The organism is Altererythrobacter sp. KTW20L (assembly GCF_023501975.1).
GTDB lineage: Bacteria > Pseudomonadota > Alphaproteobacteria > Sphingomonadales > Sphingomonadaceae > Alteraurantiacibacter.
Map to the genome: position 1 here is coordinate 102,181 of NZ_JAMFLH010000006.1, position 26,296 is coordinate 128,476.

Consider the following 26,296-nt stretch of genomic DNA (forward strand, 5'->3'; position numbering starts at 1 on the left):
GCCCGGGCGCCCGGAAAGTTGCTGCGGGTTCACGCCCGCCCCAGATCACCCTTGCCCACGGTGCCTGCGGCCATCTCCAGCATGGCATCCAGGCTCTTCTTGGCCTGCAACCGCAGCCCTTCCTCGATCTCGATCCGCGGCTGCAGGTCACGCAGGGCGATGTAGAGTTTTTCCAGCGTATTGAGCGCCATATAGGGGCAGATATTGCAGTTGCAGTTGCCGTCCGCACCCGGCGCGCCGATGAAGTTCTTTTCCGGCAGGGCCTTTTCCATCTGGTGGATGATGTGCGGCTCGGTCGCCACGATCAGGGTATCGCCGGGGAAGGTCTTGGCGAAGTTGAGGATGCCGCTGGTCGATCCGACATAGTCGGCATGGTCCACGATATGTGGCGGACATTCCGGGTGCGCGGCCACGGGTGCATCGGGATGCTGTTGCTTCAGCTTGATGAGTTCGCGCTCGCTGAACGCCTCGTGGACGATGCAGACGCCCGGCCACAACAGCATCTCGCGGTCGAACTTGCGGTTGAGATAGCCGCCGAGGTGACGGTCGGGGCCGAAGATGATCTTCTGGTCCTTGGGGATCTGGCTGAGGATCGTCTCGGCGCTGGAACTGGTGACGATCACGTCGCTCAAGGCTTTAACCTCGGTCGAACAGTTGATGTAGGTCAGTGCGATATGATCCGGGTGCCGTTCACGGAAGGCGGCGAATTTTTCGGGCGGACAGGAGTCTTCCAGCGAACAGCCGGCGTCCATGTCGGGCAGGACCACGATCTTGTCTGGCGACAGGATCTTGGCAGTCTCGGCCATGAACTTCACGCCGCAAAAGGCGATCACTTCCGCATCGGTATCGGCGGCCTTCTTGCTCAGTTCCAGGCTGTCGCCCACGAAGTCTGCCAGGTCCTGCAATTCGGGGCGCTGATAATAATGGGCCAGGATCACGGCCTTGCGCTCCACCCGCAGGCGGTTGATTTCTTCGAGCAGGTCCACGCCGGCGGGGATCTTGGTATCGACGCTCATTCGCTCGTTTCTCCATCGAAGCGGACATTTACCGTAACGTCGCCATAGCCTGCGACCTGCAGCGGTATAGCCAGATTTTGCCGGATTGCATCCCTTGCCGCCGTGCGCGCCAGGGCAAGGATCTCGGGGTTGCGGGCAAAGGCCACTGCGTTGCGTTCGGCCACTTGCGAATTGCTGCGGCTGAGCGCGGTCGAGGCAGTGCGGCTTACGAACACGCCTTCGGTGAAAATGCGTGCCCGCGCTTCATCGAGGTTGGGACGCGAGATGCGCAGGGTGGGGATGGTCACATCGAGCACCTGCTCGTCCGCCGACCAGCGGAAGCTGTCGCGCGTCATGTCCGACAGGTCGATGCGGTATTCCACCGTGGCGGGCACCAGCATGGCCTGGCGCGAGGCGAGCAGGTCCACATCGAACGGGCCGACGCTGGGGGTATTGGTGCTTTCGGCCACCACTTCGAACCGCGAGCTGAACACGGTGAGCGAATTCTGCCGCTCGAACGCGATCATCGCGCTGGTGATGACATCGCCCTCCTCCTCGTGGAAATAGGCCCGCCAGGTCAGCCAGCTTGTCGCCACCAGCAGCACCGCCACGATGATCCACGGAGCGCGGCGAAGCGGCGCGAGTTGCTGTTCCAGTGTCCGGCTGGCGGGAGGGGGGTGATCGTCCATGCAGTCCTCTACGGTTCGCGCGCTTGCGGCGTTCCGGTGGCCGCCCATGTCTGCCCCGAAATTGTGACTGTGCCGCGTCGTTCAAGCTCGATCAGGTGGGCGTGCACGCTTTGTGCGGCGGCGGGCCAGAGAAATTCGGCGACACCCTTGTACATCACCGGCACCAGTTCGCCGATGGTCTGCGGGCGTGCGGCGAGCAGCTTGACGATCTGCCGTTCGCGCTGGCGGCGGTGGCCGATCATGCCGCGCACCAGTTGCTGCGGCTTGGTCACCGCCGGGCCGTGGGCGGGGTAGTAGATGCGGTCGTCGCGTTGGTAGAGCTTGTCGAGGCTGGCCAGGTAGTCCGCCATGTCGCCATCGGGCGGCACGACCACGCTGGTGGACCAGGCCATCACGTGGTCGCCGGTGAACAGCGCCGCGCTTTCCTCAAGGGCATAGCACAGGTGGTTGCTGGTATGGCCGGGGGTGGCGACGGCGGTGAGGGTGAAGCCGGGCGCGGTGATGCTCTCGCCGTCGGCCAGGACCTTGTCGGGCCGGTAGCCTTTGTCGAACGGCGCATCGACACGAGGTGCATCGCTGTCGATGCTCAGCGCGGCGCAGCCGACGATCGGGGCGCCGGTGCTGTCGGCCAGTGGCGCGGCGGCGGGCGAGTGGTCGCGGTGGGTGTGGGTGCAGCAGATGGCCACCACCGGGCGGCCCGCGATGGAGGCCTCCAGCGCGGCAAGGTGCGCCGGATCGTCCGGCCCCGGATCGATAACCGCCAGCCCGCGCGCATCGCCGACCAGGTAAGTCTGCGTGCCGGTGAAGGTGAACGGAGAGCCGTTGGGCGCCAGCACGCGGGCGACCAGCGGTTCGATTTGCTCACAAGTGCCCGTGGGCCAGGGTTGCGGGGGGAGGGCCATCGCTTGCATATGGGGCAGGAGAGAGGGGAATGCCATGACCGACAAACTGATCCTCGTCCTCGATGAAGGCACCACCAGCACCCGCGCCATGCTGTTCGATGTGCGGGGGCAGGTCCACGGCGTCGCCCAGCGCGACCTGACGCAGCACTATCCACAAGCGGGCTGGGTGGAGCATGACGCGGGCGAAATCTGGGACCGGACGCTCGCCTGCGCGCGCGACATGGTGGACAAGGCCGGCGGGGCGGGGCGGATCGCCGCCATCGGCATTACCAACCAGCGCGAGACATTGGTGGCATGGGATCGCCAGACCGGCCAGCCGCTCGCACGCGCCGTCGTGTGGCAGGACCGGCGCACTGCTGACATGTGCGCCGCGCTGAAGGAAGCCGGGCACGAGGGCGAGGTGCGCGGCAAGACCGGGCTTTTGCTCGACCCCTATTTCTCCGCCACCAAGATGCGCTGGCTGCTCGATAACGAACCCGATGTGGCGCGGGCAGCGGATGATGGCAGGCTGACTTTCGGCACAATCGAGAGCTGGTTGCTGTTCAAGCTCACCAATGGCAAAGCGCACCTGACCGACGCCAGCAACGCCAGCCGCACCCTGCTGCTGGCATTGGACGGCGCGGACTGGGACGCGGAGCTGTGCGACCTGTTCGGCGTGCCGCGCGCTGCCTTGCCGCAGGTGTGCGACAATGTGGGGCATTTCGGCCTGACCGACCCGGCGCTGCTGGGCGCGGCAATCCCGGTTTGCGGCATGGCGGGGGACCAGCAATCGGCCACCATCGGGCAAGGATGCCTTTCGCCCGGCGAGACCAAGGCGACTTATGGCACCGGCGCTTTCGTGCTGGCCAACATGGGCGGCGGCATCCCGCAGTCGGCCAACCGTCTGCTCGGCACGGTGCTGTGGCAGGTGGACGGCAAGCGCTGCTACGCACTGGAAGGATCGGTCTTCGTGGCCGGGTCACTGATCAAGTGGCTGCGCGACGACATGGGCCTGATCGCCAGTGCTGCTGAAACCGAGGCGCTGGCGCGATCGGTTCCCGACAGCGGCGGGGTGGCGCTGGTCCCGGCGCACAGCGGCCTCGGCGCGCCGCACTGGCGGCCCGAGGTGCGCGGGATCATCAGCGGCCTCAGCCTGGGAAGCGGCAAGGCGCAGGTGGTGCGCGCCGGGCTGGAAGCCATGGCCCACCAGACCCGCGACCTGGCACATTGCTTTGCCGCCGATGGCGCGCCGTGGTTATGCCTGAAACTGGATGGCGGCATGGTGGCGAACGACTGGATGGTCCAGGACATTGCCGACCTGCTGGAGATCGCGGTGATCCGCCCGGCCTTTGCCGAAACCACGGCGCTTGGCGCGGCCATGCTGGCAGCGGTGGGGGCGGGTATCCATCCGTCGCTGGACGATGCGGCGGAAGCAATGATCGGCGAGACCAGCCGCTTTGAACCGCAGATGGACGAGGCGACGCGGGCAGCGCGGCTGGCGTGCTGGGAAACGGCGCTGGCGCGGGTGCTTTAGGCGGAGCTCTAGAGTCCGCCCATTGCCGCGCCCAGCCTGCTGCGCAGGCGGTGGACCGCTTCGGGTTGCATGGCGAACCTGTCGCGCCAGGCGCGATCGAGGCGGGCGACGCGTTCGTAGAAGCGGCGGGAGCGGTGGACCAGGTTCTGCAAGGCCGGGTCCAGCATGGCGAGCTGTTCGGGATCGCTGTCAGGCTGGGCGGCGGGCAGGCGGCCATGGCGGCGCAGCTGGAATTCGCTCAGCTCGCCGGCGAAATAGGCGCGGTGGTTGAGCAGCCAGGCCAGGGCATGCATCATCCGCGTGGTAGTGCGCAGCGCCTCGCACGACAGGGCAATGCGCGACATTTCCTCGCTCGCCCCGACAAGGTCGAGCCGGCCCGACATGTCGAACGCGGCGCGCGCCTCGTCGGCCAGCGCCAATGCATCGCTGTAAAGGGCCTCCACAATGGCCGGGCTGATATCTGCTGGGTCCCCCATGCCTTGCTGGCTAGCTTGCGAGCGGGCTCTGCGCCAGAGCCAGGATGGTTAATTTCCAGTTTCCTGTAACGCTGTCCCGCCAAGGTACGATTTGTGTCCGGCGGGGTTTTCGGCGGGGCGGCTTTCAGGCGATGATGTCGGGCGTAAGATAGTCCTCGATCAGGGCGATCTGGTCGCGCAGGGCCAGCTTGCGCTTCTTCAGGCGGGCGATCTGCAACTGGTCGGGCCCGCCCGAAAGGGTAAGCGCAGCAATGGCCGCGTCGAGATCGCGGTGCTCGATCTTCAACTGCGTCAACCGCTTGCGCATTTCCTGTTCGGTCACCCGGCCACCCCTTCTGAACTCTATCCGGCCCGGCCCAGCCCGGTTAAGCCACGTTCCGTAGCAGGCCTTCATTGCCGATAAAGGGGTTCTGTGTTTTTATGACAATTGCGCGGCTCGAAAACGAGTTTGCGAGTCGCGTTTGTGATCGTTCAGGTGCTCCATCTTGGGGCCCCATTACGACAGGAGAACGCCAATGGAATCCTCACATGTCGCCGCTCTTCAGGCCAAGCACGAAGGGCTGGAACGCAAGCTCAAGGACGAGTTGAGCCGCCCCGTACCCGATATGTCGATGATCCAGTCGCTCAAGAAACAGAAACTCCGCCTCAAGGAGGAACTGTCGATCAACTGATCGCATCTGTCATGTGATTGAGCACTGACCGGACGGCGGGGCAGGCCGTAATGCCTGTTCCGCCTTAGGTCCGGCCCCCGATTTGTTCCAAGCGTTTTGCAAAGCGCAAATAATGCGTTAGTCCTGCCCCATGCCAGGAGCCGCCGCAGCCGCCAGATCCATTCTTACCCAGCTGCACGAGGTCATGGCTGCGCGCAGCAATGCCCAGGCAAAGCTCAACCGTGTCGTCGATATCATCGGCGAATCGCTCGATAGCGAAGTGTGCTCGATCTACCTCCTGCGCGAGGGGATGCTGGAGCTTTACGCCACGCGCGGGCTGGAACAGGGGGCGGTCCATGTTACCCGGCTGGGCATCGGCGAAGGGCTGACCGGTACGATTGCCGCCAACACCGAAACGCTCAACCTCGATGAGGCCGCAACCCACCCTGAATTCCAGTACCGCCCCGAAACGGGCGAGGAGAAGTTCCATTCCTTTGCCGGCGTGCCGATCGTGCGGCGCGAACGGGCCATCGGCGTGCTCACCGTCCAGCATGTCGAGCCGCGCCGCTATGAGGATGTCGAGCTGGAGGCGCTGCAGACCGTAGCCATGGTCCTGGCCGAACTGATCCACAACGCCGGCCTGGTCGATGGCGAGGATCTGGGCCAGCGGTCCGGCGCGCAGAGCGGGCAGCAGGTCTTGCAGGGGCTAGGGCTGGTCAAGGGGCTGGGCGTGGGCAAGGCGGTGTTCCACCAGCCGCGCGTCACCATCGAACAGACCGTAGCTGAAGATACCGAAGCCGAGCGCCAGCGGGTCTATCTCGCCTTCGACAAGATGCGCGAGCAGATCGACACCATGACCGGACAGGCCGAATTCGGCATGGGGGGCGAGCACGAGGAGGTCATCGAGACCTACAAGATGTTCGCCTATGACGAAGGCTGGAGCCGCCGGATCAACGAGGCGATCGACAGCGGCCTGACCGCCGAAGCCGCGATCGAGCGCGTCCAGCAACGCACCCGACAGCGCATGCGCGAGATTTCCGATCCGCTGCTGGCCGACCGGATGCACGACCTGGAAGACCTGTCTAACCGACTGCTGCGCATCGTCTCGGGGCAACTGGGCACGGCGGCGAGCATGGGCCTGCAGGGCGATACGGTGCTAATCGCCAAGAACCTGGGCCCGGCAGAACTGCTCGAATATGACAAGCGGCGGCTGAAGGGCGTGGTGCTGGAAGAAGGCAGCCTGACCGCCCACGTTGTGATCGTGGCTCGCGCCATGGGCGTGCCGGTGATCGGCCGCCTGCGCAACCTGCGAGGGCTGGTGCGCGAGGGCGACGAGGTGATGGTCGATGGCGATAGCGCCACCGTCACCCTTCGCCCGGCACAGGGTGTGCTCGACGCCTTTGAAACGCGGGTCGGGCGCAAGAAGCAGCAGCTGGCCGAATATGCCAAGCTGCGCGATGTCGAACCGTTCACCCGCGATGGCGAGCGGATCGAAGTGATGATCAACGCCGGCCTGCGCGACGACGTTGCCATGCTGGCCATGACCGGGGCCGACGGGATCGGGCTCTACCGCACCGAATTCCAGTTCCTGGTGTCCGCCCAGTTGCCCCAGCGCGAACGGCAGACGCGGCTCTATCGCGATGTGCTGGAAGCGGCGGGCGACAAGCGGGTGATCTTCCGCACGGTCGATATCGGCGGCGACAAATCGCTCCCCTACCTGTCCAGCGAAACCAGCAAGGGGGACGAGAACCCGGCCATGGGCTGGCGCGCGCTGCGGCTGGCGCTGGAACGCGAAGGCCTGCTCAAGGTCCAGGCGCGGGCCCTGCTCGAAGGCGCGGCGGGGCGCGAATTGAACGTGATGTTCCCGATGGTCAGCGAGCCATGGGAATTCGACGCCGCCAAAGAGGTGTTCAAGGGCCAGCTCGATTTCCTGCGCAAGCAGCGCAAAAAGCTGCCCAGCGCGATCCGCTATGGCGTGATGCTGGAAGTGCCCTCGCTGGCAGAGACGCTCGACCTGCTGCTGCCGCGCGTGTCGTTCATCTCGATCGGCACGAACGACCTTACCCAGTTCCTGTTCGCCGCCGACCGGGCCAATCCGGCGCTGGCCGAACGCTATGACTGGCTGAGCCCGGCGATCCTGCGGTTTTTGAAGCGGGTGCTGGTCAATTGCGCTGGTTCGCCGGTTGATATCGGCGTCTGCGGCGAGATGGGTGGGCGGCGGCTGGAGGCCCTGGCGCTGATCGGGCTGGGCATCCGCCGCCTGTCGATCACGCCTGCCGCAGTGGGCCCGATCAAGGAACTGGTGCGCAAGATCGACACGCGCGAAATCGCCCTTGCGATGAACGGCTGGCTGGCCAGCCCGCCCCCTTCGATGCGTGCCACTTTGCAGGAATGGGCAGCGGAACGCGGAATCGACGTGGAATAGGCCTTGTTGGGCGCCACTGTCCTTGACTTGTCACCCCTGCGTTGCATTGTGTTGCCATACTTCTAACTCAGGTTAAGAGGCTGGGGCCAACCCCGGGACGACCTGGGTCAACGGAATTGCAATGACCGAACAAATTGAAATGCCGGAGGAATTCACGGCTCCGCGCGGGGCGGGGCCGCAACTGCGCCTGGCGCGCGAGAAGCTCGGCATCAGCGTGGAGCAGATGGCCCTGCGCACGCGCATTCCACTGCGCCAGATTGCCGCGGTCGAAGCGGGCGATTTCGCTGCCCTGCCGGGCCGCGCCTATGCTGTGGGTTTCGCCCGCACAATGGCGCGCGAAACCGGGCTGGACGAGGAAGTGATGGTCGAGAAAGTGCGGGCCGAGCTCGACAGCTCCGGCCCCAGCCAGCGCGAGCATCGCGAAACCTACGAGCCGGGCGATCCGGCGCGGGCACCCACGCGGCGGCTGGTGTGGTTCTCGATCGGAGCGGTGGTCCTGCTGCTGGCGGGCCTCTATGCCATGTCGCGCGTGCTGTTTGCCCCTGCCGCCGAACTTCCCTCGCTGGTCGAGGACGAGGCGGAAAGCGCGCAGGTTGCCGGTGCACCTGCCGAGGGTGATGCCGCACCTGCTGCTGATCCTGCGGGTGCGGTTACCTTTACCGCGCAAGGAACGGTCTGGGTCCGGTTTTCCGATGCCGACGGTCGCCGCCTGATGGAAGGCGAAATGGACGAAGGCGAGAGCTTTACCGTGCCCGCTGATGCCGAAGGGCCGCGCATTATCACCGGCCGTCCGGACCTGCTGGCTATAACCGTGGGGGATCGCGCCGTACCGATGCTGTCAACCGATCCGGTGACGGTGAGCAATGCGCCGGTTGATGCTGCCTCGTTGCTGGCCCGGCCTGCTCCGGCAGCCACGCCCACCACAAGCACGGCACCACCGCGATAAGTAACCGCCACGGGGGATTTCGCCTTGCGGCGGCTCCCCGCGACGTGGTTAATCGGCTATTCGGGTGACGAAATGCAAAGGTAAGCCGAACGCCCCCTCGCGGGCAGGCGAGCGATTTGGAAGGGACACGATGGCACGCGACTTGGCTAGATTGAATCGATGGGGCGGAACGCTGGTGCTGGCGGGCCTGGCGCTGGGCATGATGCCTCAGGTGGCCCAGGCCCAGGCGCAGACGGCGGATGAGCGGCTGGCCCGGATCGAAACCCAGTTGCGCGCTCTGCAGCGGCAGGTCTTCCCCGGCGGCGACCAGCGCTTCTTCGAGCCCGAGATCACCGCCCCGCAAGGTGGTGCGCCCAGTGGTGCGGCTTCTACCGTGGCAGATACCAGTGCGCTGACCGGCGTGCTCGGCCGCCTTGAATCGATCGAGCTGCAGCTTGCAAGGCTGGTGGCTGCGACCGAGGTGAACGAGAATTCGCTGATGCTGCTGGAAGCCCGCGTGGTGGCGATGGAAATGGCGGCTGCAGCCGCTGCCGCCCCTCCACCTCCGTTTGGCACGGCCACGCCCTCTGCTACTCCTGCCACGACAGGTCCTGCACCGACCGGCGTAATCTCCACTCCTGCAACGACGCCTTCGGCTCCGGCCCAGGCCACAGCCGCCCCCACGCCGGAACGGCTGGCGGCAGTCCGCGCGATCCTCAAGCCCGCCACCGATGATGCGGGCGATGATGAATATGTCTATGGCTTCCGGCTGTGGGAAGCGGGCTTCTACCCCGAGGCGCAGCAGCAACTGGCGCTGTTCCTCGAACGGCACCCGACCCATTCGCGCGTGACCTTCGGGCGCAACCTGCTGGGCCGGGCCTTCCTCGATGCGGGCGAACCGCGCCGCGCGGCGACCCATTTCTTCGAGAACTACCAGGCCAACAAGCAGGCCGCCCGCGCGCCCGACAGCCTGCTGTACCTCGCCGAAAGCATGATCCAGCTGGGCGACACCAGCCGCGCCTGCATCGCGCTCGCCGAATTCGGCGAGACCTACCCCGCGCTCGCCATTGGCCGGTTGCAGAGCCAGTATGATGCGAACAGGGGCCGTGTCGATTGCCAGTAATGCCCTGCCGCCGGAACTGGTGGCACGGTTCAAGGCGGCGCTCGACCGGCTGAACCCCGAGGGCGGCAAGATCGGCCTTGCCGTATCGGGCGGGCCGGATTCGATGGCCATGCTGCTGCTGGCACATGAAGCGATTCCCGGTGGGTTCGAGGTGGCGACGGTCAACCACGGCCTGCGGCCAGAGGCGGCGGACGAGTGTGCGCTGGTGGAGCGCGCTTGTGCCGAGCGGGGGGTGGCTTGTGCGGTGCTGGCGGCATTCTGGAACACAATGAAAAACGTTCAGGCATCTGCACGGAGGGGACGATACCAAGCCTTGGGCGAGTGGGCCGAGCAACGCGGGCTTACCCATGTCGCAACTGCTCACCATGCCGATGACCAGGCAGAGACCCTGCTGATGCGATTGAACCGCGGCAGCGGCGTAGCCGGACTTGCCGGAGTACGAGAGGACAGCTGTATCGACGCATGGCCGGAAATCGGGCTGATTCGGCCGCTTCTGACCTTTCGCCGTCAGGAACTGACACAGGTCGTCGAGTGCGCCGGAGTTCCAGTGGTCCTCGATCCTTCCAACAGCGATGACCGCTATGATCGGGTCCGCATTCGCAAGGTGCTGGCCGATGCGGTTTGGCTCGATCCCGTGGCGCTGGTCCGGTCAGCCTCAAATCTTGCCGATGCAGAAGACGCACTTGATATGTTTGGACGCGAACTGTGGGGTCGGCACATCACGCTTGATGATGGAGCATACCGCTTTTGTCAGCCATATGTTGGCACGGAGATGCAGATGCGGTTGGTGCGGAGGATTTTCGCCTCGTTGGGCAGTGAACCACGCGGTTCGGAATTGGCGCACCTCATCGAGCGTCTGCAAGCACACAAAAGCGCCAATCTCGGCGGCGTCCTCGCTACAGTCGAAGGCGATGACTGGCTCTTCCGCCCCGAACCCCCGCGCCGCTCGGGCTGAGGCTCAGCTCTTCAGCGGCGATCCGATCGTGGCCATCTTGCCATCGGTGATGATCACCACGTCGCCGATCCGTGCTTCGGCATAGATGCGGCTGGCGAAATCATCAGGCACGCCGATGCAGCCGTGGCTAGCATAGCCGCGTTCGACGGTCGATCCGCCGTGGATCGCCACGCCGTCCCACGTCAGACGCAGGGTCCAGGGCATGGGGGCATTGTTGTATTTCTCCGACACATTGTGCCGTTCCTTGGTGAGGATCGGGAAGGTGCCGAGCGGCGTGGGGTGGCTGGGCGCGCCGATCAGGGCAGCCGCCGCGCCGATCTCGTAGCCGTTGCGGAACACGCTGATCACGCGGGCCTGCAGGTCCACCGTCACCACCAGCGGCCCTTCGGGAATGCCTTCATCGTCCCAGTGCCATTCGCCATAACGGATTGGGCCTTCGATGGGCAGGATGCGCTTGATGACGAAGGGATTTTCGGGGTCATAGGCCGGGGTGTCCTGCACCACCGGCTCGGACACGAATTCAGGCACCACGTCGGTCCGCTGGTCAAGCGCCAGGTCGATACCATCGAGCGAGCCAGCCAGCGGCGCTTCCTCGCCCAGCACGTCTTCAAGCACCAGCCAGGTGGCCATTTCGTCCGTCGTGCCCTGCGCCACCAGCGCATTGCCGCCAAACACCAGGGTGCCGATCAGCACCAGCACCACCAGGGTCGATCCCCCGATCCATTTCACCAGAGCGTTCATGCCAGCATAAATGCGGCATCTTGCGCGCCAAGCCAAGTGTTGAGCGGGACCAGTCCCGAAATTGGACGCAGGTCGGGGGTGCGATTAACGGCCCAAATCGTGTTCAGCCGTGCGCGCCGAAAATGTTGGCGATGGCCGTGGTCACCCGCAGGCTGAGGCCGTGGGCCGCCTCGATCGGGTCGATGAAATCGCGGCGGATGGCGGCATAGCCGTGGTCCTCGCCTTCCGGGTAATCGGTCGGCTCGTCCAGGCTGAAATCGGTGATCTGCGGGAAGCTGGTGGGATAGGCGCGGCGGAGCTGGGCCAAGGCCTCGTCGATCCTGAGCGTGAAGACCATCTCCAGCACATCGTCGCGGCTCACATCGTTGGCGCGGCTGAAGGCTGGCACGCTGACAGCGCGGATGAACATGTGCTGCAGCAGGGCCAGCCGCAGCGCCTGCAACACGCCGATGGTGCGGCGCAGGTCCTCGCCGTGTTCGGCAGGTTCCTCGGCAGGCACCAGCGCCAGCAGGCGGTGGAGCTTCAGCGCATCGACCCGCAAGCGGCTGGCGAGGCGGCGGAACACGCCCACCCGGTCATCCTTGACGAGATATTCGGCCAGGTATTCGCAGGCCCCCGCAAGGTGGCTTTCCATGCCGCGATAGGGACGGCTGGCCCAGTAGGCGGAATTGAACAGTTCGCCATAGGCGGCCACCGTCTTGACCGAAGCCAGGGCATTGGCGGCGCGCACCAGCCGCAGCAATTGCCGCCCGCGCTCGCTGCCCTCAAGCATGGCGGCCACTTCCTCGTAATTGCCTTCCGCCGCATGGCCGACCCCGGCGATCACGTTGACCGGATAACCCAGTTGCTGGAGCACGGCATTGTGCGGGATGGCGCGGATCTGGCGCAGGCTCATCTCGCGGTCGGCGGAAACGTCGCTCTGCCGCCGGCTCACCCGGCTGCCGGTGGAATTGAGCATGCCGAGCCCGAAGGCTGTCACTGCGCGGGCATAGGTCCGGCTTTCAAGATGCTCATGCTGGTAATCGCGGATCGCGCGGTAGAAATCGAGGCTGAGGTCCGTCCGCTGGTAGAACACGTCCTTCGGAGCATCGGGATCGGCGGCGGCAGGGGCCAGTTCGGCAATGCGGGTGAGGGTGGCAAGGGCAAGGTCCGGCGTGGCGAACCACAGGTAGCCGTCGCCGCCCTGGAAACTGACTTCTGGCTCCAGCGCGATGCCCGCCCTGGCAAAGCGCCGCCGCGACCAGGGGCTCAATGGCCAGGCCAGCCGGTCGTCCAGGCTGGACGGGTGCGCGCCGCGGCCCATCGATTCGCCGTGGGTGTTGAATACCAGCGCGGCGAGGTCGGTCAGGCCGTTCTTCGCCATCGCCTCGGCCAGCCGTCCCTGCAGGCGTTCGATGGCCAAACTGGCGGGAAGCTGGCCGACAAAGCGCCCGGCATCGGAAAAGCCGGTCTGGATCGCCACGCGCCCGCGCACCTTGGCGTAATCGGTATAGATCGGCTCGGCCAGCAGCTCGTCGAGGAACCGCCCGCCGTGCTCCAGCGCGCTTTCGGTTTCGAACAAGGGCGAGATATCGACCTTGTCGGCAATGCCGAACAGGCGCGCGAAATAGAGCGCGGCGAGGATCGTGGCGGGCTCCTCGCATTCGGCGATCAGCATGCGGATCGGCGCATCGCCATCCACGTGGTGGAGGATTTGCGCCATGGCGAGGAACTGGCGGATTGCCGTGCTGCTCTCGATGGCGAGGGCGGCAAAGTTGGAGCGGTGCGGAGCCAGCTCCTCTATCGCTCGGCGCAGGTGGACGATGGCGCCCTTGCTGGACAAGTCGATCCCGCCTTCCGGGTCGAGCTTGCGGCGGATGGCGTTGCCAAGCTGCTTGGCGTTCACCCGGAAGTGGATCCACCCCATGCCGAGCCCGTCGGCGCGCATCGCGGCGGCCAGTGTTTTCAGCTCGACCGCGCGGGCAGTGTCAGTCGCGGCAGCCTCGGCTTCTAGCGCGTCGATATAGGACTTCAACGAAAGGAGCTTGCGCGGATCGCGCGCGGTCAGGCGGTTGGCGGCCACCGACAGGGCGGCAGGATCGGTCAGGTCGGCGGCGAAATCGGCGGCGCGGTCGGCAGCATAGTCGGCGGCGGGCTTCAGTTCGCGCAGCAGGCGGTGGGCCGGATCGATCGCGGCAAGCTGGCGGGCATAGAGCGCCAGCCGCTCGGCCTTTTCCGCCAGCCGGAAGCCGATGGAGGCCGACCAGGTGATATCGGTTCGCCCGTCCATGTCGTAGCCGACCCACGAGGCAAAGCGGAACGGCAGCGGTTGCAGCGCGTGCCATTCATCGGGCCATTTGGCGGCTGCATGGGACAACAGCGCGCGCACCAGCACGTCGCGCGCGCCTTGCGCATGGGCGATGGCCTTCATCGCCTCGGCATGTTCGTGGGCCAGGGTAATTTGCGGGCGTTCGCCTGCCAGCGTGTCGCGGTCGATCCCGTCGCCGGTCGAGGCAGCAGAGGCCACGGCGGCGGTCTCTGCCGGGGTCAGCAGGAAGGTGGGGTGCGCGGTAAACACGGCGTGCAGTTGCGGGCGCTGCCAGCGCGCGGCGAAGGCGGGGTAGTCGCTTTCGGTGAAACAGGCCTGCAAGGCCTCGCAATTGGCGCTGGTCCCCACAGGCTCGACCAGGTGGCGCAGCCTTTGTGCCCGCGCGCCAAGGGCCGTGGCTTCAAGGTCGCCGATCATCGCGGCGCAGTCATCCAGCGACAGCTCGCCCTTCTCGATCAGGCGCGACAGGTCGAGCGAGAGCTGGAAGACGGGGTTGAACAGCGGTGTTTCGGCGGTGCGCCGGTGGTGCTCCTGCAGGCGGGCGTGGAGGTCGGCGACCGACCTCATGCTGCGCCCGAGCCTCCCAGCGGTGCCGCTTCTGCCGCCAGCGCGCGGATGGCCTCAGGCTTCGCACCCGGCGGCACGATCCAGCTTCCACCCACGCAGAGCACCTGTTTGTGCGCCAGCCATTCGGGGGCATTGGCAGCGGTGATCCCGCCGGTGGGGCAGAACTTCGCCCCGAAGAACGGCGCGGCCAGGGCCTTCAGCGCAGGCAGGCCGCCTGCCGCCGTGGCGGGGAAGAACTTGAACTGCTCCAGCCCCATGTCCATCCCGCGCATGATGTCGCCTGCGGTCGCCACGCCCGGCAGGAACGGCACGCCCACTTTCTGCGCGGCGCGGGTGAGTGGTTCTGTCAGGCCGGGCGAGACGATGAATTCCGCGCCTGCCGCCATGGCCGCATCGAGCTGGTCCTTGTTGGTCACCGTGCCCGCGCCCACGATGGCGCCTTTCACCAGGTTCATCCGCCGGATCACGTGCAGCGCCTGTTCGGTGCGCAGGGTGACTTCGAGCACTTTCAGCCCGCCTTCGACCAGCGCCTCGGCAATCTCGCGCGCCTCGCCAGCATCCTCCACCACCAGCACGGGGATGACCGGCGCGGTGCGCATGATTTTCTCTATCGCGTTCATGAGCAATGCTCCGCCTTGAAAGCAGCCGCCGCGCCGAACAGGCCGGGCTGGGGATGGGTGATGAGTTTCACGGGGATATCGGCCATCATGGCTTCGAACCGGCCCTTGGCGCGGAACCGCTCGGCAAAGCCCGATTTGGGCAGCAGGTCGCGCAGGCGATAGCCGAGCCCGCCCGCGATCACCACGCCGCTCGCCCCCTGGGACAGGGCCGTATCGCCTGCCACAGAGCCGAGACTGAGGCAGAAGCGATCCATCGCGGCGGCGGCGAGGCTGTCGCTGCCGTCCATCGCGGCGGTCCAGATCGCCACGTCGTCTTGACTGTGGACCGCGCGGCCCTCCATCGCGGCAAGGGTGTGGTAGATTTCGACGATTGCCGGGCCGGATACGACCCGTTCTGCCGAAACGCGCAGGTGGGCCTTCCTCAGGCGCAGGAGAATGGCGTCCTCGATGGGATCGAGCGGGGCAAAATCGACGTGTCCCCCCTCGGTTGCCTGGACATGGGCGAATCCCTTGCCATCGCGCCTGAGCCAGGCAACGCCGAGCCCGGTGCCGGGGCCGAGCACGCTGATCACGCCCTTTTCGGGCAGCGGCCTGTCCGGCCCGGCGAGGTGCAGGAAGCTGTCGTCGGCAGCGGCGGCAACGGCATGGCCGATGGCCTCGAAGTCGTTGACCAGGGTATAGGCCGAAGCGCCAAGTTTCTCGCCGATCAGGGCGGGGCGGATGATCCAGGGGTTGTTGGTGAAGCGGATGACCTCGCCGCCGACCGGCCCGGCAATGGCAATGGCCACCTTATCAGGCAGCTCGCCGCCGGCGCGGGTTCGGAATTCCTCCCACGCGGTCTGGAAGCTGGCGTGATCCTCGGTGTGGAGAGTGACCGGCTCGTCCAGTTCTATCGCGCCGTCCGCGCCGATGGTGGCCAGTGCAAAGCGGGCATGGGTGCCGCCGATATCGACAGTGACGAGGTCCATCACATCCTCCCCGGTTCGGGGAGGATCACAGCCCAGCCGCCGCCAGCATCGCGCTGCCGCCTTTCTCTGCTTCGTCCGCGCCCAGCCGGAACATGGCAAAAATCTCGCGGCCCGTGCCGCTGGCGGGTGGCGGGGCCTCTGCCGGGGTGCGGGAGGAAAGATCCGCATCGGTGGAGAGCGAGCCGGTCGTGGCGCAGAGGCGCACCATGTCGCCATCGCGCAGGAGAGACAGCGGGCCGCCGCCCAGCGCCTCGGGCGAACAGTGGATTGCGGCGGGCACCTTGCCGCTCGCGCCGCTCATCCGGCCGTCTGTCAACAGTGCCACGCGATAGCCGCGGTCCTGCAGCACGCCGAGGACCGGGGTGAGCGCGTGGAGTTCGGGCATGCCGTTGGCGCGCGGGCCCTGGAAGCGCATGACCACCACCACGTCGCGCTCAAGCTCGCCTGCGGCAAAGGCCTTCGCCACATCGTGTTGCTCGCTGAAAATGCGGCATGGAGCCTCTATCGTCCAGCGGTCGGGGGTGACCGCGCTGGTCTTGAAGCAGGCGCGGCCGAGGTTGCCTTCCACCAGCCGCATCCCGCCATCGGCCTGGAACGGGTCGGCCACGCCACGCAGCATGTCGGCATCGCCGCTGGCGTCAAGGTCGCGCCATGCGAGCGTGCCCTGGTCGAGCCATGGCTCTCGCGCATAGTCGTTGAGGCCATCTGTTCCGGCCACGGTCAGCACGTCGGCATGGGCGAGGCCGGCGGCGAGCAATTCGCGCACCACGAAGCCGATCCCGCCCGCAGCATGGAAGTGGTTCACGTCGCCCGCACCATTGGGATAGACCCGGGCGAGCAGCGGCACGGCGTGGCTCAATTCCGCCATGTCGGTCCAGTCGATCACGATCCCGGCTGCCCGGGCAAAGGCGGGGATGTGGATGGCGTGGTTGGTCGATCCGCCGGTCGCGAGCAGGCCGACAGCGGCGTTGATCACTGCCTTTTCATCGACACAGCGATAGAGCGGGCGGTAGTCGTTGCCTTCGCGGGTGATGGCGGCCAGCCGGTGCATGGCGGCGCGGTCAAGTTCCTGCCGCAGGGGCGAACCGGGGGCGATGAAGGCCGCGCCCGGCATGTGCAGGCCCATCAGCTCCATCATCATCTGGTTGGAATTGGCCGTGCCATAGAAGGTGCAGGTGCCCGCGGAATGATAGCTCTTGCTCTCGCTCTCCAGCAGTTCGGCGCGTCCCACCTTGCCTTCGGCATAGAGCTGGCGGACGCGCTGCTTTTCCTTGTTGGGGATGCCGGTGGCCATCGGGCCCGATGGCACGAACATCGCTGGCAGCCAGCCGAACCGCAGCGCGCCCATCAGCAGGCCGGGCACGATCTTGTCGCAGATGCCGAGCAGGGCGACGCTGTCATACATGTGGTGCGACAGGCCAACACCGGCGGCCAGTGCGATCACGTCGCGGCTGAACAGCGACAGTTCCATGCCGTCCGCGCCTTGCGTCACCCCGTCGCACATGGCGGGGGTGGCGCCTGCCACCTGCGCCGTGGCGCCCACTTCGCGCGCATAGACCTTAAGGCGCGGCGGATACTGGCCATAGGGCTGATGGGCCGAAATCGTGTCGTTGTAGGCGCTGATGATGCCGATGTTGGGTCCAGCGCGGGTGGCGATAGAGGCCTTGTCCTCTTCCGCCGCGGCAAAACCGTGGGCGAGGTTGGAGCAGGGCAGGGCGGAATTGCGGTCCCGGTGGCGGTCGGCCTCCTCGGCCATCAGCGACAGGTAGGCGGCGCGGCTGGCGCGCGAGCGTTCGATGACGCGGTCGGTCACGCGTTGCAGGGCGGGGTGGAGGTTACTCATGCCAGCTTACTCCGTCGCGTTCGGCCAGGGCGATCGCGGCGCTCGGGCCCCAGCTTCCGGCGGCATAGGTCTTGGGGGTGATCGCATCCTTGCTGAACGTCTCGCGGATGGCATCGATCCATTGCCACTGCGCCTCGACCTCGTCGCGCCGCACGAACAGCGTCTGGTCGCCTTCGATCAGGTCGAGCAGCAGCCGCTCATAGGCGATGCGCTTGAACTTGCCGGAAAAGGCATCGGGCATGGCGATGTCCAGCGGGACCGAGCGCAGGACCATGCCCTGCTGGTCGATACCGGGCACCTTGGCCATCAGCGACAGCGAGATGTTTTCCTCGGGCTGGATGCCGATGACCAGCCGGTTGGCCTTCATCCGCGCGCCGGGGAAGATCGAGTGGGGGACGGAACGGAACTGGACGATAATCTCGGTCACGCGCTTCTGCAGGCGCTTGCCGGTGCGGAGGTAAAACGGCACCCCGCGCCAGCGCCAGTTATCGACATGGGCCTTCAGCGCGACGAAGGTCTCAGTGTCGCTGTCGCGGCCCAGTTCCTCGTCATAGCCGGGCACGATCTTCCCGGTGGAGGCGCCGCCGCGATACTGGCCGGTGACTATCTCCTCGGCAGAGACCGGCCGCAGGGCGCGCAGCACTTTCACCTTCTCGTCGCGCACGGCATTGGCGGAGAAGCTGCCCGGCGGCTCCATCGCCACCATGGCCACCAGTTGCAGCATGTGGTTCTGCACCATGTCGCGCAGCGCGCCGGCATCGTCATAGAAATCGACCCGGCTTTCCAGGCCCACGGTCTCGGCCACGGTGATCTGGACATGGTCGATATACTGGCTGCGCCACAGCGGCTCGAACATGATGTTGGCAAAGCGCAGGGCGAGCAGGTTCTGCACCGTCTCCTTGCCCAGGTAGTGATCGATGCGGAAAATGCGGTCTTCGGGAAAGGCGATGGCGACCGCATCGTTGATCGCGGCAGAACTGGCGAGGTCGCTGCCCAGGGGCTTTTCCAGGCTGATCCGCGCGCCTTCGCCCGCCAGGCCCGCCGAGGCGAGCCCTTCGATGGTGGGCTTGAACAGGCTGGGCGCGGTGGAAAGGAATATCGCCAGGTCATCGCCCGGCCCGGCTTTCTCGGCCAGCTGGGCGAAGCCCTTGGGGTCCGTCACGTCGAGCTGCTGGTAGCTCAGGCGGTTGAGGAAATCGGCCATGCCGCCGCGGCGTTCGGCCGGCAGGAACTTCTCCAGCGCATCGCGGGCGAAGTTGCGGAACTCGGCATCGGTCATTTCCGACCGCGCCGTGCCGACGATGCGCAGGTCTTCGGGTACCAGTTTCTCGGCATGGAGCGCGCAGAGGCTGGGCAGCAGCATGCGGCGCGACAGGTCTCCCGTGGCACCGAACAGCAGCAGCGTGTGGGCCTTGCCTGTCATTCCATTCCCTCGTGCTGCCTGATCTGCATAGCCTATGTTATCCCCCCGTTTATGTTGCGCTGCAATAGGGGCCTTGGCAATTGCGACCCCTTACCCCACCGAAAATCCTTGGGAACGTTAACAGCCATGCCCGCCACTGAAAAGGGCGAGCTTTCCGGCGCACCCTAGCTGCTGTGGGAAACCCGCACTTCGTGGTCGCCATAGTCGGCCTCGCCGAACACGGTCATGAAGCTGACATCGGCGGCATCGTGGCCCACGCCGATCTTGGCGGTGGTGGCAGGATCGGCCATGCCGGTGGCATCGACCATGTACCACGCCCCGCCGCCCGGCGTGGCGGGATCGGCCAGGAAGACCTCGGCCACGGCGTGGAAATCGGGCGGCTCCACGCCGGGCGAGAAGCACGAGACATAGCGCGCCGGGATGGCGCTGGCGCGGGCGAAGGCGATCATCACATGGGCGAAATCGCGGCATACCCCGCGCCGCTCCACGAAAGTGTCGAGCGCGGTGGTTTCGGCCGTGCTGCAGCCGCCCTCATAGGCGATCTCGGCGGCGATCCAGTCGCGCATCAGGGCGATCCGCGCGCCGCCTTCCTCGCCCCCGAACCGCGTGGTGACGAAGCTCTGCAGCTTGTCCGCCTGGCAATAGCGCGAATCGAACAGGTAGCCGACCACGGCGCCGGGCAGTTCATGCGGTTCCAGCGCGGCCAGTGTGGCGACATCGGCCAGTTGCCGCTTCACCTCCACCTGGGCGCGGTAATTGACCGCAAAGGCACCTTCCGCCCGCAGCAGGATCCGCTCGCCGATCATGTCGGTGGCGGGCACGCGGGCCATGTGGAGCGCGGGTGACAGGATCGTATTGGCGGACAGCACCGTCTGTTCGGGCAGCATGGCGGCTTCGAAATGCAGCAGCACATCGGTTGGCCGGTCGAGCCAGAAGGTGAAGCGGGCGGAAATGTCGAGAGGCATGTTCCGCTCCAATGGGTGAGATGATGAGGCGTTCCTACTCGCCGACCAGATGCACCACAACCTGCCTGTTATGCGGCATTGCGCGATGTTCGGCCAGGTAAATGCCCTGCCAGGTGCCCAGCACCATGCACCCGCCCGCCACCGGAACCTGCAGCGAGACTCCGGTCAGCGCGGCGCGCAGGTGGGCAGGCATGTCATCCGGCCCCTCGTCATCATGTTCGTACCCCGCATTTTCCGGTGCGAGGCGATCAAGCCAGCGCAGCAGGTCGCGCTGGACGGCGGGCGCGGCGTTCTCGTTGATCAGCAGGCTGGCCGAGGTGTGGCGGCAGAACAGGGTGACAAGGCCGGTGTCGATGCCCGTCGCGGCGATCCAATGGGCCACGTCATGGGTGAACTCGACCAGCGCCTTGCCGGGCGTGCGGATGGTGAGCTGGGTCTGGTGCTGGTGCATGGGTGCAAGTTGTAGCGGGGGAAGGGCGATGAGGCGAGGGATTGGCCTCACTTCTCCCCTCCCGCTTGCGGGAGGGGTTGGGGGTGGGAATGAGCCGGAACGGCCCACCGACGCAGTACCGCGCCCACCCCGCTGCGACTGGGCCTCACCTGCGGTTCGGCAAGTCTCGCGCCCCTCGCGCAGGCGGGAGGGGGATCGGTGCTTTCCTACAGGCGCAGCCCTGTGCTCAACCGCAAGGCGGCTCTTTCACACCGTCGATCCTCCACCACCACGCAAGCGCCCGTGCGCGGGAATTGCGCGAGTCTCCCGGGGCGGTGTCACTTTGTCCGCGAGGACATTTTTCAATGCATAACAGCAATATGCGGCGAAAAACGAAAGTGACACCCTGTCACTTGTGTCACCTTTGTCCGGTGATCACCCCGTAAAGGTCGTGCGCGTCGGAATCCTCGATCTCCACGTTCACGAAGTCGCCCGGCGCAAGGCTGGCGGGCACGTTGCGCAGGAAGACTGCGCCATCGATCTCCGGCGCGTCGGCCTGGCTGCGGCCGGTGGCGCCGATGTCGCCATCCTCGTCGGGCTCGCCTACTTCATCGATGATCACCGGCAGCGTGCGGCCCACCTTGGTGGCGAGCTTGGCCGTGCTGATCCGCTCGGTCACTTCCATGATCCGGGCGTAGCGTTCTTCCTTCACCGCGTCGGGCACATGGTCGGGCAGCGCATTGGCCCGCGCGCCTTCGACCGGTTCGAACCGGAAAGCGCCCACGCGGTCAAGTTGCGCTTCTTCCAGCCAGTCGAGCAGGTATTTGAAATCGTCCTCGGTCTCGCCCGGAAAGCCGACCACGAAGCTGGAGCGCACGGCGATATCGGGGCAGATGTCGCGCCAGTTCTTCAGGCGTTCGAGCACCTTGGCCTCGTTCGCGGGGCGCTTCATTGCCTTCAGCACCTTGGGGCTGGCGTGCTGGAACGGAATGTCGAGATAGGGCGTCAGCAGGCCCTCGGCCATCAGCGGGATCACCGCATCGACGTGCGGATAGGGATAAACGTAGTGCAGGCGGACCCACGGCGTGTCACCCTGCGGCGTCTTCAACTGGCCCAGTTCGCGGGCAAGGTCGGTCATGTGGGCGCGCACCGGATGGCCCTTCCACATGCGCTCCTCGTGCCGGGTATCGACGCCGTATGCGCTGGTATCCTGGCTGATAACCAGCAGTTCGCGCGTACCGGCGGCGACGAGCTTTTCCGCCTCGCGCAGCACGGCATCGATCCGGCGGCTGGCCAGCTTGCCGCGCAGGTCCGGGATGATGCAGAACGAGCAGGCGTGGTTGCAGCCTTCGGAAATCTTGAGGTAGCTGTAATGGCGCGGGGTCAGCTTTACGTCACCCAGCGTCAGATCCACGAACGGCCCTTGCGTCGGCGGCGCGGCGGCGTGGACGGCTTTCACTACGTCCTCGTACTGGTGCGCGCCGGTGATGGCGAGGACCTGGGGGAAGCGGGCGCGGATGAGGTCCGCCTCCTCGCCCATGCAGCCGGTCACGATCACGCGGCCGTTCTCGGCAATGGCCTCGCCGATCGCCTCAAGGCTCTCCTCCTTGGCGCTGTCGAGGAAGCCGCAGGTGTTGACCAGCACCACGTCGGCCCCCGCATAGTCGGGCGATATGGCATAGCCATCGGCCCTGAGCGCGGTGAGGATGCGTTCGGAATCGACCAGGGCCTTGGGACAGCCAAGGCTGACGAGGCCCACGCGCTTCTGGTCGGGAATAAGGGTTGCCATGATGCAGCGGCCCCTACACGCGATAGCGGCGATAGGCTAGTATCCGCAGGCTCAAGGCGAAGGGGAGGCGATTATGGGTCCGGTGAACTGGCTGGCGGTGGTGCTGGGCGCCCTAGCGTTCTTCGTGGTTGGCGCGGTGTGGTATGGCGCACTGTTCGGCAAGGCATGGCAGCGCGAGGTCGGCCTGTCGGACGCGCAGTTGCGGGCATCGAACATGCAGCTGATCTTTGCCGCCTGCTTCGTGCTGGAACTGGTGGTGGCCTGGATGCTGGCCCACCTCATCGCCCGGACCAGCCCGGCGCCGCACGTGGTAATGATGTTCGCCTTCGGCTTCGGGGCATTCCTGATGACGCCCGCGGTGGGCATCAACTACCTCTACCAGCGCAAGTCGCTCAAGCTGTTCGCGATTGATGCCGGGCACTTCATTGTTGGCATGGTGGCGATGGGCGGGGTCTTCGTGGCGCTGGGTTAGGCTTTCGGACGTTTGCCGTTGCCGCCATTGCCCTTGCCATTACCGTTGCCCTTGCCATTACCGTTGCCGTTGGGTTCGGTAGGCAGGATTTCCACCACGATGTCGCCGTCCATCAGGATCGTCGCCTCGTTCTCCCAATAGCCGAAGGCGGTGCCCTGGCGGTAGATGCGCAGGCCTTTGCCGCCGGAGACCAGCTCGCTCAGCGGGCGGCCGACTTCCTGGGGCGAAACCACCCGTTCGACCAGTTGGACCCGGCCCGTCACGCTGGCGAGGTCGGCGAGGTAATCGGAGATGTGCGCCCCCTGCGCGCTGCCGGCCAGCAGCAGGCCGGTAAAGCGAACCGGGTTGATCACATTGTCCGCCCCCGCCTGCCGCGCCAGGATCTCGTTGTCGGCCGCGCGCACCACAACGCTGATCGGCACCTTGGGGGCGAGGTGGCGCACGGTCAGCACGATCAGGATCGAGCTGTCATCGCGCCCGGCCGACACCAGCACGCTGGCCGCCTCGGCGATGCGCACGGCTTCAAGACTTTCATCGCGCGAAGCATCGGCGGCGATCACGTTGCAGCCCAGCTCCTCGGCCAGGCGCAGGCGGTCCTCGCCCGGGTCCATGACCACGATGGACGTGGGATCGGCCCCGCGCTCGATCAGCTCGCGCACGGCTTCCGAGCCCGATACGCCGAAGCCGAGCACCACGATGTGGCCGGTCAGGTTCTTTTGGATGCGAGCCATGCGGAACTTCTCCCAGCTTCTCTTGATAAGGAACGAGTATGCGGCGCCAACAAAAATGAAGAGCACCGCGATCCGCACCGGGGTGACGATCACCGCCTCCACGAACCGCGCCGAATTGCTGATCGGCGCGATGTCGCCAAACCCCGTCGTGGTGATCGAGATCATCGTGAAATAGACCACGTCGAGGAAGCTGACATGGCCATCGTGATGATCGATCAGTCCGTCGCGGTGGAACCAATGGATCATGATCACCATCAGGATCAACAACAGGGCAAAGCCGAGCCTGAGGCCCAGGTCGCCCCAGACCGGTATCCTCACCTGTCGCCGCAGGGGGGTGAACTTGCGGCTTGGCTTCATCAGGTGGCGAACCTCTCGGCCAGCAGGCCGATGGCGGAATGGTGGGTGAAGTCGAGCTGCAGAGGCGTGACGGCAACATAGCCATCGGCCACGGCTTCCAGATCGGTTCCGTGATCCAGCGTGTGCTCCATCTCCTCCAGCCCGAACCAGTAGTACTTGCGCCCGCGCGGATCGGTCCCTTCGACCAGGCTGCCGCGATCGTAATCGTGGAACCCCTGCCGGACCACGCGCACGCCTTTGACCTCGGCGGCGGGGACATCGGGGAAGTTGACGTTGACCAGCGTGCGTTTGGCCATGCGGACATCGGTCAGCGGAGCGAGCACGCGCTCGGCCCATCCTGCCGCGGCATCGAACCGCGCACCGCCGATGCGGCCCGGCACGCGCTGCGCCTGGCTCAGCGCAATGGCCGGAATGCCCGCCAGCGCGGCTTCCATCGCGGCGGAAATGGTGCCGGAATAGGTAATATCGTCGCCCAGGTTCTCGCCGGCATTGATGCCGGAGATGACGAGGTCGGGCTTCCCGTCGGGGAACAGCTTGCGCAGCGCCAGGTTAACCGCATCGGTCGGCGTGCCGGTTACGGAGAAACGCTTGTCGCCATGGTCCAGCAAGCGCACCGGCATATGCAGTGTCAGCGAATGCCCCGCGCCCGATTGCTCCTCTGCCGGGGCGCAGACCCAGACATCATCCGACAGGCGATGCGCGATTTCCTCCAGCAGCGCGAAGCCCGGCGCGTGGATGCCGTCATCGTTGGTGAGGAGGATGCGCATCAGCTTGTGGTCACGCGGCAGGCATCAGGCGATCCAGCCCGCCCATATAGGGAGCGAGCACGGCGGGCACTTCGATCGAGCCATCGGCCTGCTGATAGTTCTCCAGCACGGCCACCAGCGTGCGCCCGACCGCGAGTCCCGAGCCGTTCAGCGTATGGACGAAAGCCGTGCCTTTCCCGCCCTCTGGCCGGTAGCGCGCCGCCATGCGCCGCGCCTGGAAATCGCCGCACCAGCTGATCGAGCTGATCTCGCGGTAGGCACCCTGGCCGGGCAGCCAGACTTCGAGGTCGTAAGTCATTTTCGCGCCGAAGCCCATGTCGCCGGTGCACAGCAGCACGCGGCGATAGGGCAGGCCGAGCGCCTGGAGGATGGATTCCGCGCTGGTGACCATATGGTCATGTTCTGCCTGCCAGTCCTCCTCGCGGCAGATCGAGACCAGCTCCACCTTGTCGAACTGGTGCTGGCGGATGAACCCCCGCGTATCGCGCCCCGCCGCGCCCGCCTCGCTGCGGAAACAGGGGGTGAGCGCGGTGAGGCGCAAGGGCCGCGAGAGGTCGTCGATGATCTGTTCGCGCACCGAATTGGTGAGGGAGACTTCGGCGGTGGGGATCAGCCAGTGACCGCTCGTGGTCTGGAACAGGTCCTCGGCAAACTTCGGCAACTGGTTGGTGCCATAGACCGCCTCGTCTTTCACCAGCAGCGGCGGGGCGCACTCGACATAGCCGTTCTGCCCTGTCTGCATGTCGAGCATGAACTGCCCCAGCGCCCGGTTTAGCCGGGCCATCTGGCCGCGCAGGAAAGTGAAGCGCGCGCCGCTCATTTTCGCGCCCGTATCGAATTCCATGCCGAGCAGCGGGCCGATGTCGGCGTGCTCCATTGGCGGGAAGTCGAAGCTGCGTTGCGTGCCCCAGTGACCCACTTCGACATTGTCCGCTTCGTCCGCCCCTTCGGGCACATCGTCGGCGGGCAGGTTGGGGATGGCGGCGAGCAGATCGTCCAGCGCCTTGCCTGCCTTGCGCTCGTCTTCTTCCAGCGCGGGCATGTCGGTCTTGATGGTGGCGACTTCGGCCTTCAGCGCCTCGGCCCGGTCCTTGTCGCCCTGGGCCATGGCCTGGCCGATCAGTTTGGATGCCTCGTTGCGGCGGCCCTGCAGGTCCTGCAGCCGGGTGGACAGCGCGCGGCGCTCCTCGTCCATGGCGACAAGGCTGGCGGCCAGCGGGTCGAGCCCGCGCTTGGCCAAGGCGGCGTCGAAGGCGGCGGGGTTCTCGCGGATCAGGCGGATATCATGCATGGGGGCGGGCTATGCCCTCGGGCCCCCCATATTGTCCAGCCCGACCGAAGATAGCAGCCGCTACTTCTTCGCCTTGCAGGTGTTGACGCCCAGCAGCGAATAGGCGGGGCAGGTGCGCAGGAACCCGGTGGCGAGCGGAATGATACCCAGCCAGCCCCAAGGGGTCTGCGGCCCGACGAATACCAGCGCGATCAGGACTAGGCCGACGACGATGCGCAAGAGGCGGTCGGTGCTGCCGACATTGGTGGTGAACATGGTGCAATCTCCTTGTGCCGGTGTTTTGGGCCGGGAGGGGAGTGGTGGCATTGACATGGGACAAGGTTCTCTTGCCTTCCGAAAGCCCATCCGGGCTTTCGGTCCTCGGTGCTGTT

Annotated in this window: 25 protein-coding genes; 7 read left to right on the forward strand and 18 right to left on the reverse strand. The window is 66.0% G+C overall.

Annotation, left to right across the window (positions count from 1 at the left end):
• Positions 1-29: 29 nt before the first annotated feature.
• The 3 genes from nadA to M3P36_RS07515 are packed head-to-tail and all read right to left on the reverse strand — an operon-like array spanning position 30 to position 2,595.
• The gene (nadA, locus tag M3P36_RS07505) at positions 30-1,016 is read right to left on the reverse strand and encodes a quinolinate synthase NadA (protein WP_249702630.1); all 987 of its coding nucleotides are present in this window, start codon (positions 1,014-1,016) and stop codon (positions 30-32) included.
• Positions 1,013-1,684 (reverse strand): DUF4230 domain-containing protein, encoded by a 672-nt coding sequence (locus M3P36_RS07510; protein ID WP_249702631.1) that lies wholly within the window; start codon positions 1,682-1,684, stop codon positions 1,013-1,015. The genes nadA and M3P36_RS07510 overlap by 4 nt, the downstream gene beginning before the upstream one ends.
• Positions 1,685-1,692: 8 nt before the next feature.
• Positions 1,693-2,595 (reverse strand): MBL fold metallo-hydrolase, encoded by a 903-nt coding sequence (locus M3P36_RS07515; protein WP_502798369.1) that lies wholly within the window; start codon positions 2,593-2,595, stop codon positions 1,693-1,695.
• 25 nt (positions 2,596-2,620) lie between these two features.
• Here M3P36_RS07515 and glpK point away from each other — a divergent pair, with 25 nt between their 5' ends.
• A complete protein-coding gene (gene glpK, locus M3P36_RS07520; protein ID WP_249702633.1) occupies positions 2,621-4,099 on the forward strand; it encodes a glycerol kinase GlpK in 1,479 nt (492 codons plus the stop codon).
• Positions 4,100-4,107: 8 nt separating this feature from the next.
• Here the strand turns inward: glpK and M3P36_RS07525 are convergent, their stop codons facing one another.
• Both M3P36_RS07525 and M3P36_RS07530 read right to left on the reverse strand, forming a co-directional pair.
• Positions 4,108-4,575 (reverse strand): DUF1465 family protein, encoded by a 468-nt coding sequence (locus M3P36_RS07525; protein ID WP_249702634.1) that lies wholly within the window; start codon positions 4,573-4,575, stop codon positions 4,108-4,110.
• Between the two features lie 124 nt (positions 4,576-4,699).
• Complete coding sequence (locus tag M3P36_RS07530; protein ID WP_249702635.1) at positions 4,700-4,897, reverse strand: YdcH family protein; 198 nt, start codon at positions 4,895-4,897, stop codon at positions 4,700-4,702.
• Between the two features lie 193 nt (positions 4,898-5,090).
• Here M3P36_RS07530 and M3P36_RS07535 point away from each other — a divergent pair, with 193 nt between their 5' ends.
• From M3P36_RS07535 to tilS, 5 genes are all read left to right on the forward strand, one after another.
• Positions 5,091-5,246, forward strand: coding sequence for a YdcH family protein (locus M3P36_RS07535; RefSeq protein ID WP_249702636.1), 156 nt, complete (start codon positions 5,091-5,093; stop codon positions 5,244-5,246).
• A gap of 130 nt (positions 5,247-5,376) precedes the next feature.
• A complete protein-coding gene (gene ptsP / locus M3P36_RS07540) occupies positions 5,377-7,650 on the forward strand; it encodes a phosphoenolpyruvate--protein phosphotransferase (RefSeq protein WP_249702637.1) in 2,274 nt (757 codons plus the stop codon).
• Positions 7,651-7,771: 121 nt separating this feature from the next.
• A complete protein-coding gene (locus M3P36_RS07545) occupies positions 7,772-8,596 on the forward strand; it encodes a helix-turn-helix domain-containing protein (RefSeq protein ID WP_249702638.1) in 825 nt (274 codons plus the stop codon).
• Positions 8,597-8,726: 130 nt separating this feature from the next.
• On the forward strand, positions 8,727-9,698 hold the full coding sequence (locus M3P36_RS07550; RefSeq protein ID WP_249702639.1) for a tetratricopeptide repeat protein: 972 nt from the start codon (positions 8,727-8,729) through the stop codon (positions 9,696-9,698).
• A complete protein-coding gene (gene tilS, locus M3P36_RS07555; protein WP_249702640.1) occupies positions 9,682-10,653 on the forward strand; it encodes a tRNA lysidine(34) synthetase TilS in 972 nt (323 codons plus the stop codon). Before M3P36_RS07550 ends, tilS begins: the two co-directional genes overlap by 17 nt.
• Positions 10,654-10,656: 3 nt before the next feature.
• Here the strand turns inward: tilS and M3P36_RS07560 are convergent, their stop codons facing one another.
• The 9 genes from M3P36_RS07560 to rimO all read right to left on the reverse strand — a co-directional run bounded on the left by M3P36_RS07560 (position 10,657) and on the right by rimO (position 22,307).
• The gene (locus M3P36_RS07560; RefSeq protein ID WP_249702641.1) at positions 10,657-11,394 is read right to left on the reverse strand and encodes a L,D-transpeptidase family protein; all 738 of its coding nucleotides are present in this window, start codon (positions 11,392-11,394) and stop codon (positions 10,657-10,659) included.
• A 103-nt stretch (positions 11,395-11,497) separates the two neighbouring features.
• A complete protein-coding gene (locus tag M3P36_RS07565; RefSeq protein ID WP_249702642.1) occupies positions 11,498-14,269 on the reverse strand; it encodes a phosphoenolpyruvate carboxylase in 2,772 nt (923 codons plus the stop codon).
• On the reverse strand, positions 14,266-14,889 hold the full coding sequence (gene eda, locus M3P36_RS07570; RefSeq protein WP_249702643.1) for a bifunctional 4-hydroxy-2-oxoglutarate aldolase/2-dehydro-3-deoxy-phosphogluconate aldolase: 624 nt from the start codon (positions 14,887-14,889) through the stop codon (positions 14,266-14,268). The genes M3P36_RS07565 and eda overlap by 4 nt, the downstream gene beginning before the upstream one ends.
• On the reverse strand, positions 14,886-15,857 hold the full coding sequence (glk, locus tag M3P36_RS07575) for a glucokinase (RefSeq protein WP_249702644.1): 972 nt from the start codon (positions 15,855-15,857) through the stop codon (positions 14,886-14,888). Before glk ends, eda begins: the two co-directional genes overlap by 4 nt.
• Positions 15,858-15,882: 25 nt before the next feature.
• A complete protein-coding gene (gene edd / locus M3P36_RS07580) occupies positions 15,883-17,700 on the reverse strand; it encodes a phosphogluconate dehydratase (protein WP_249702645.1) in 1,818 nt (605 codons plus the stop codon).
• A complete protein-coding gene (zwf, locus tag M3P36_RS07585; RefSeq protein ID WP_249702646.1) occupies positions 17,693-19,123 on the reverse strand; it encodes a glucose-6-phosphate dehydrogenase in 1,431 nt (476 codons plus the stop codon). Before zwf ends, edd begins: the two co-directional genes overlap by 8 nt.
• Positions 19,124-19,287: 164 nt before the next feature.
• The gene (locus M3P36_RS07590; protein WP_249702647.1) at positions 19,288-20,088 is read right to left on the reverse strand and encodes a transglutaminase-like domain-containing protein; all 801 of its coding nucleotides are present in this window, start codon (positions 20,086-20,088) and stop codon (positions 19,288-19,290) included.
• A gap of 34 nt (positions 20,089-20,122) precedes the next feature.
• Complete coding sequence (locus M3P36_RS07595; protein ID WP_249702648.1) at positions 20,123-20,539, reverse strand: secondary thiamine-phosphate synthase enzyme YjbQ; 417 nt, start codon at positions 20,537-20,539, stop codon at positions 20,123-20,125.
• A gap of 397 nt (positions 20,540-20,936) precedes the next feature.
• A complete protein-coding gene (gene rimO / locus M3P36_RS07600; protein WP_249702649.1) occupies positions 20,937-22,307 on the reverse strand; it encodes a 30S ribosomal protein S12 methylthiotransferase RimO in 1,371 nt (456 codons plus the stop codon).
• A gap of 73 nt (positions 22,308-22,380) precedes the next feature.
• Between rimO and M3P36_RS07605 the strand changes: the two genes are divergently transcribed.
• Positions 22,381-22,779: a DUF1761 domain-containing protein gene (locus M3P36_RS07605; protein ID WP_249702650.1), complete on the forward strand. Its 399-nt coding sequence runs from the start codon at positions 22,381-22,383 to the stop codon at positions 22,777-22,779.
• Here the strand turns inward: M3P36_RS07605 and M3P36_RS07610 are convergent.
• From M3P36_RS07610 to M3P36_RS07625, 4 genes are read right to left on the reverse strand one after another with little or no spacing between them, the layout of a single operon-like run.
• Positions 22,776-23,867: a potassium channel family protein gene (locus tag M3P36_RS07610; RefSeq protein WP_249702651.1), complete on the reverse strand. Its 1,092-nt coding sequence runs from the start codon at positions 23,865-23,867 to the stop codon at positions 22,776-22,778. The genes M3P36_RS07605 and M3P36_RS07610 overlap by 4 nt on opposite strands.
• Positions 23,867-24,634: a 5'/3'-nucleotidase SurE gene (surE, locus tag M3P36_RS07615; RefSeq protein WP_249702652.1), complete on the reverse strand. Its 768-nt coding sequence runs from the start codon at positions 24,632-24,634 to the stop codon at positions 23,867-23,869. The genes M3P36_RS07610 and surE overlap by 1 nt, the downstream gene beginning before the upstream one ends.
• A gap of 10 nt (positions 24,635-24,644) precedes the next feature.
• Positions 24,645-25,925, reverse strand: a complete 1,281-nt coding sequence (gene serS / locus M3P36_RS07620; protein WP_249702653.1) for a serine--tRNA ligase — start codon at positions 25,923-25,925, stop codon at positions 24,645-24,647.
• A gap of 60 nt (positions 25,926-25,985) precedes the next feature.
• Positions 25,986-26,180, reverse strand: coding sequence for a YgaP family membrane protein (locus tag M3P36_RS07625; RefSeq protein ID WP_249702654.1), 195 nt, complete (start codon positions 26,178-26,180; stop codon positions 25,986-25,988).
• Positions 26,181-26,296 lie beyond the last annotated feature (116 nt).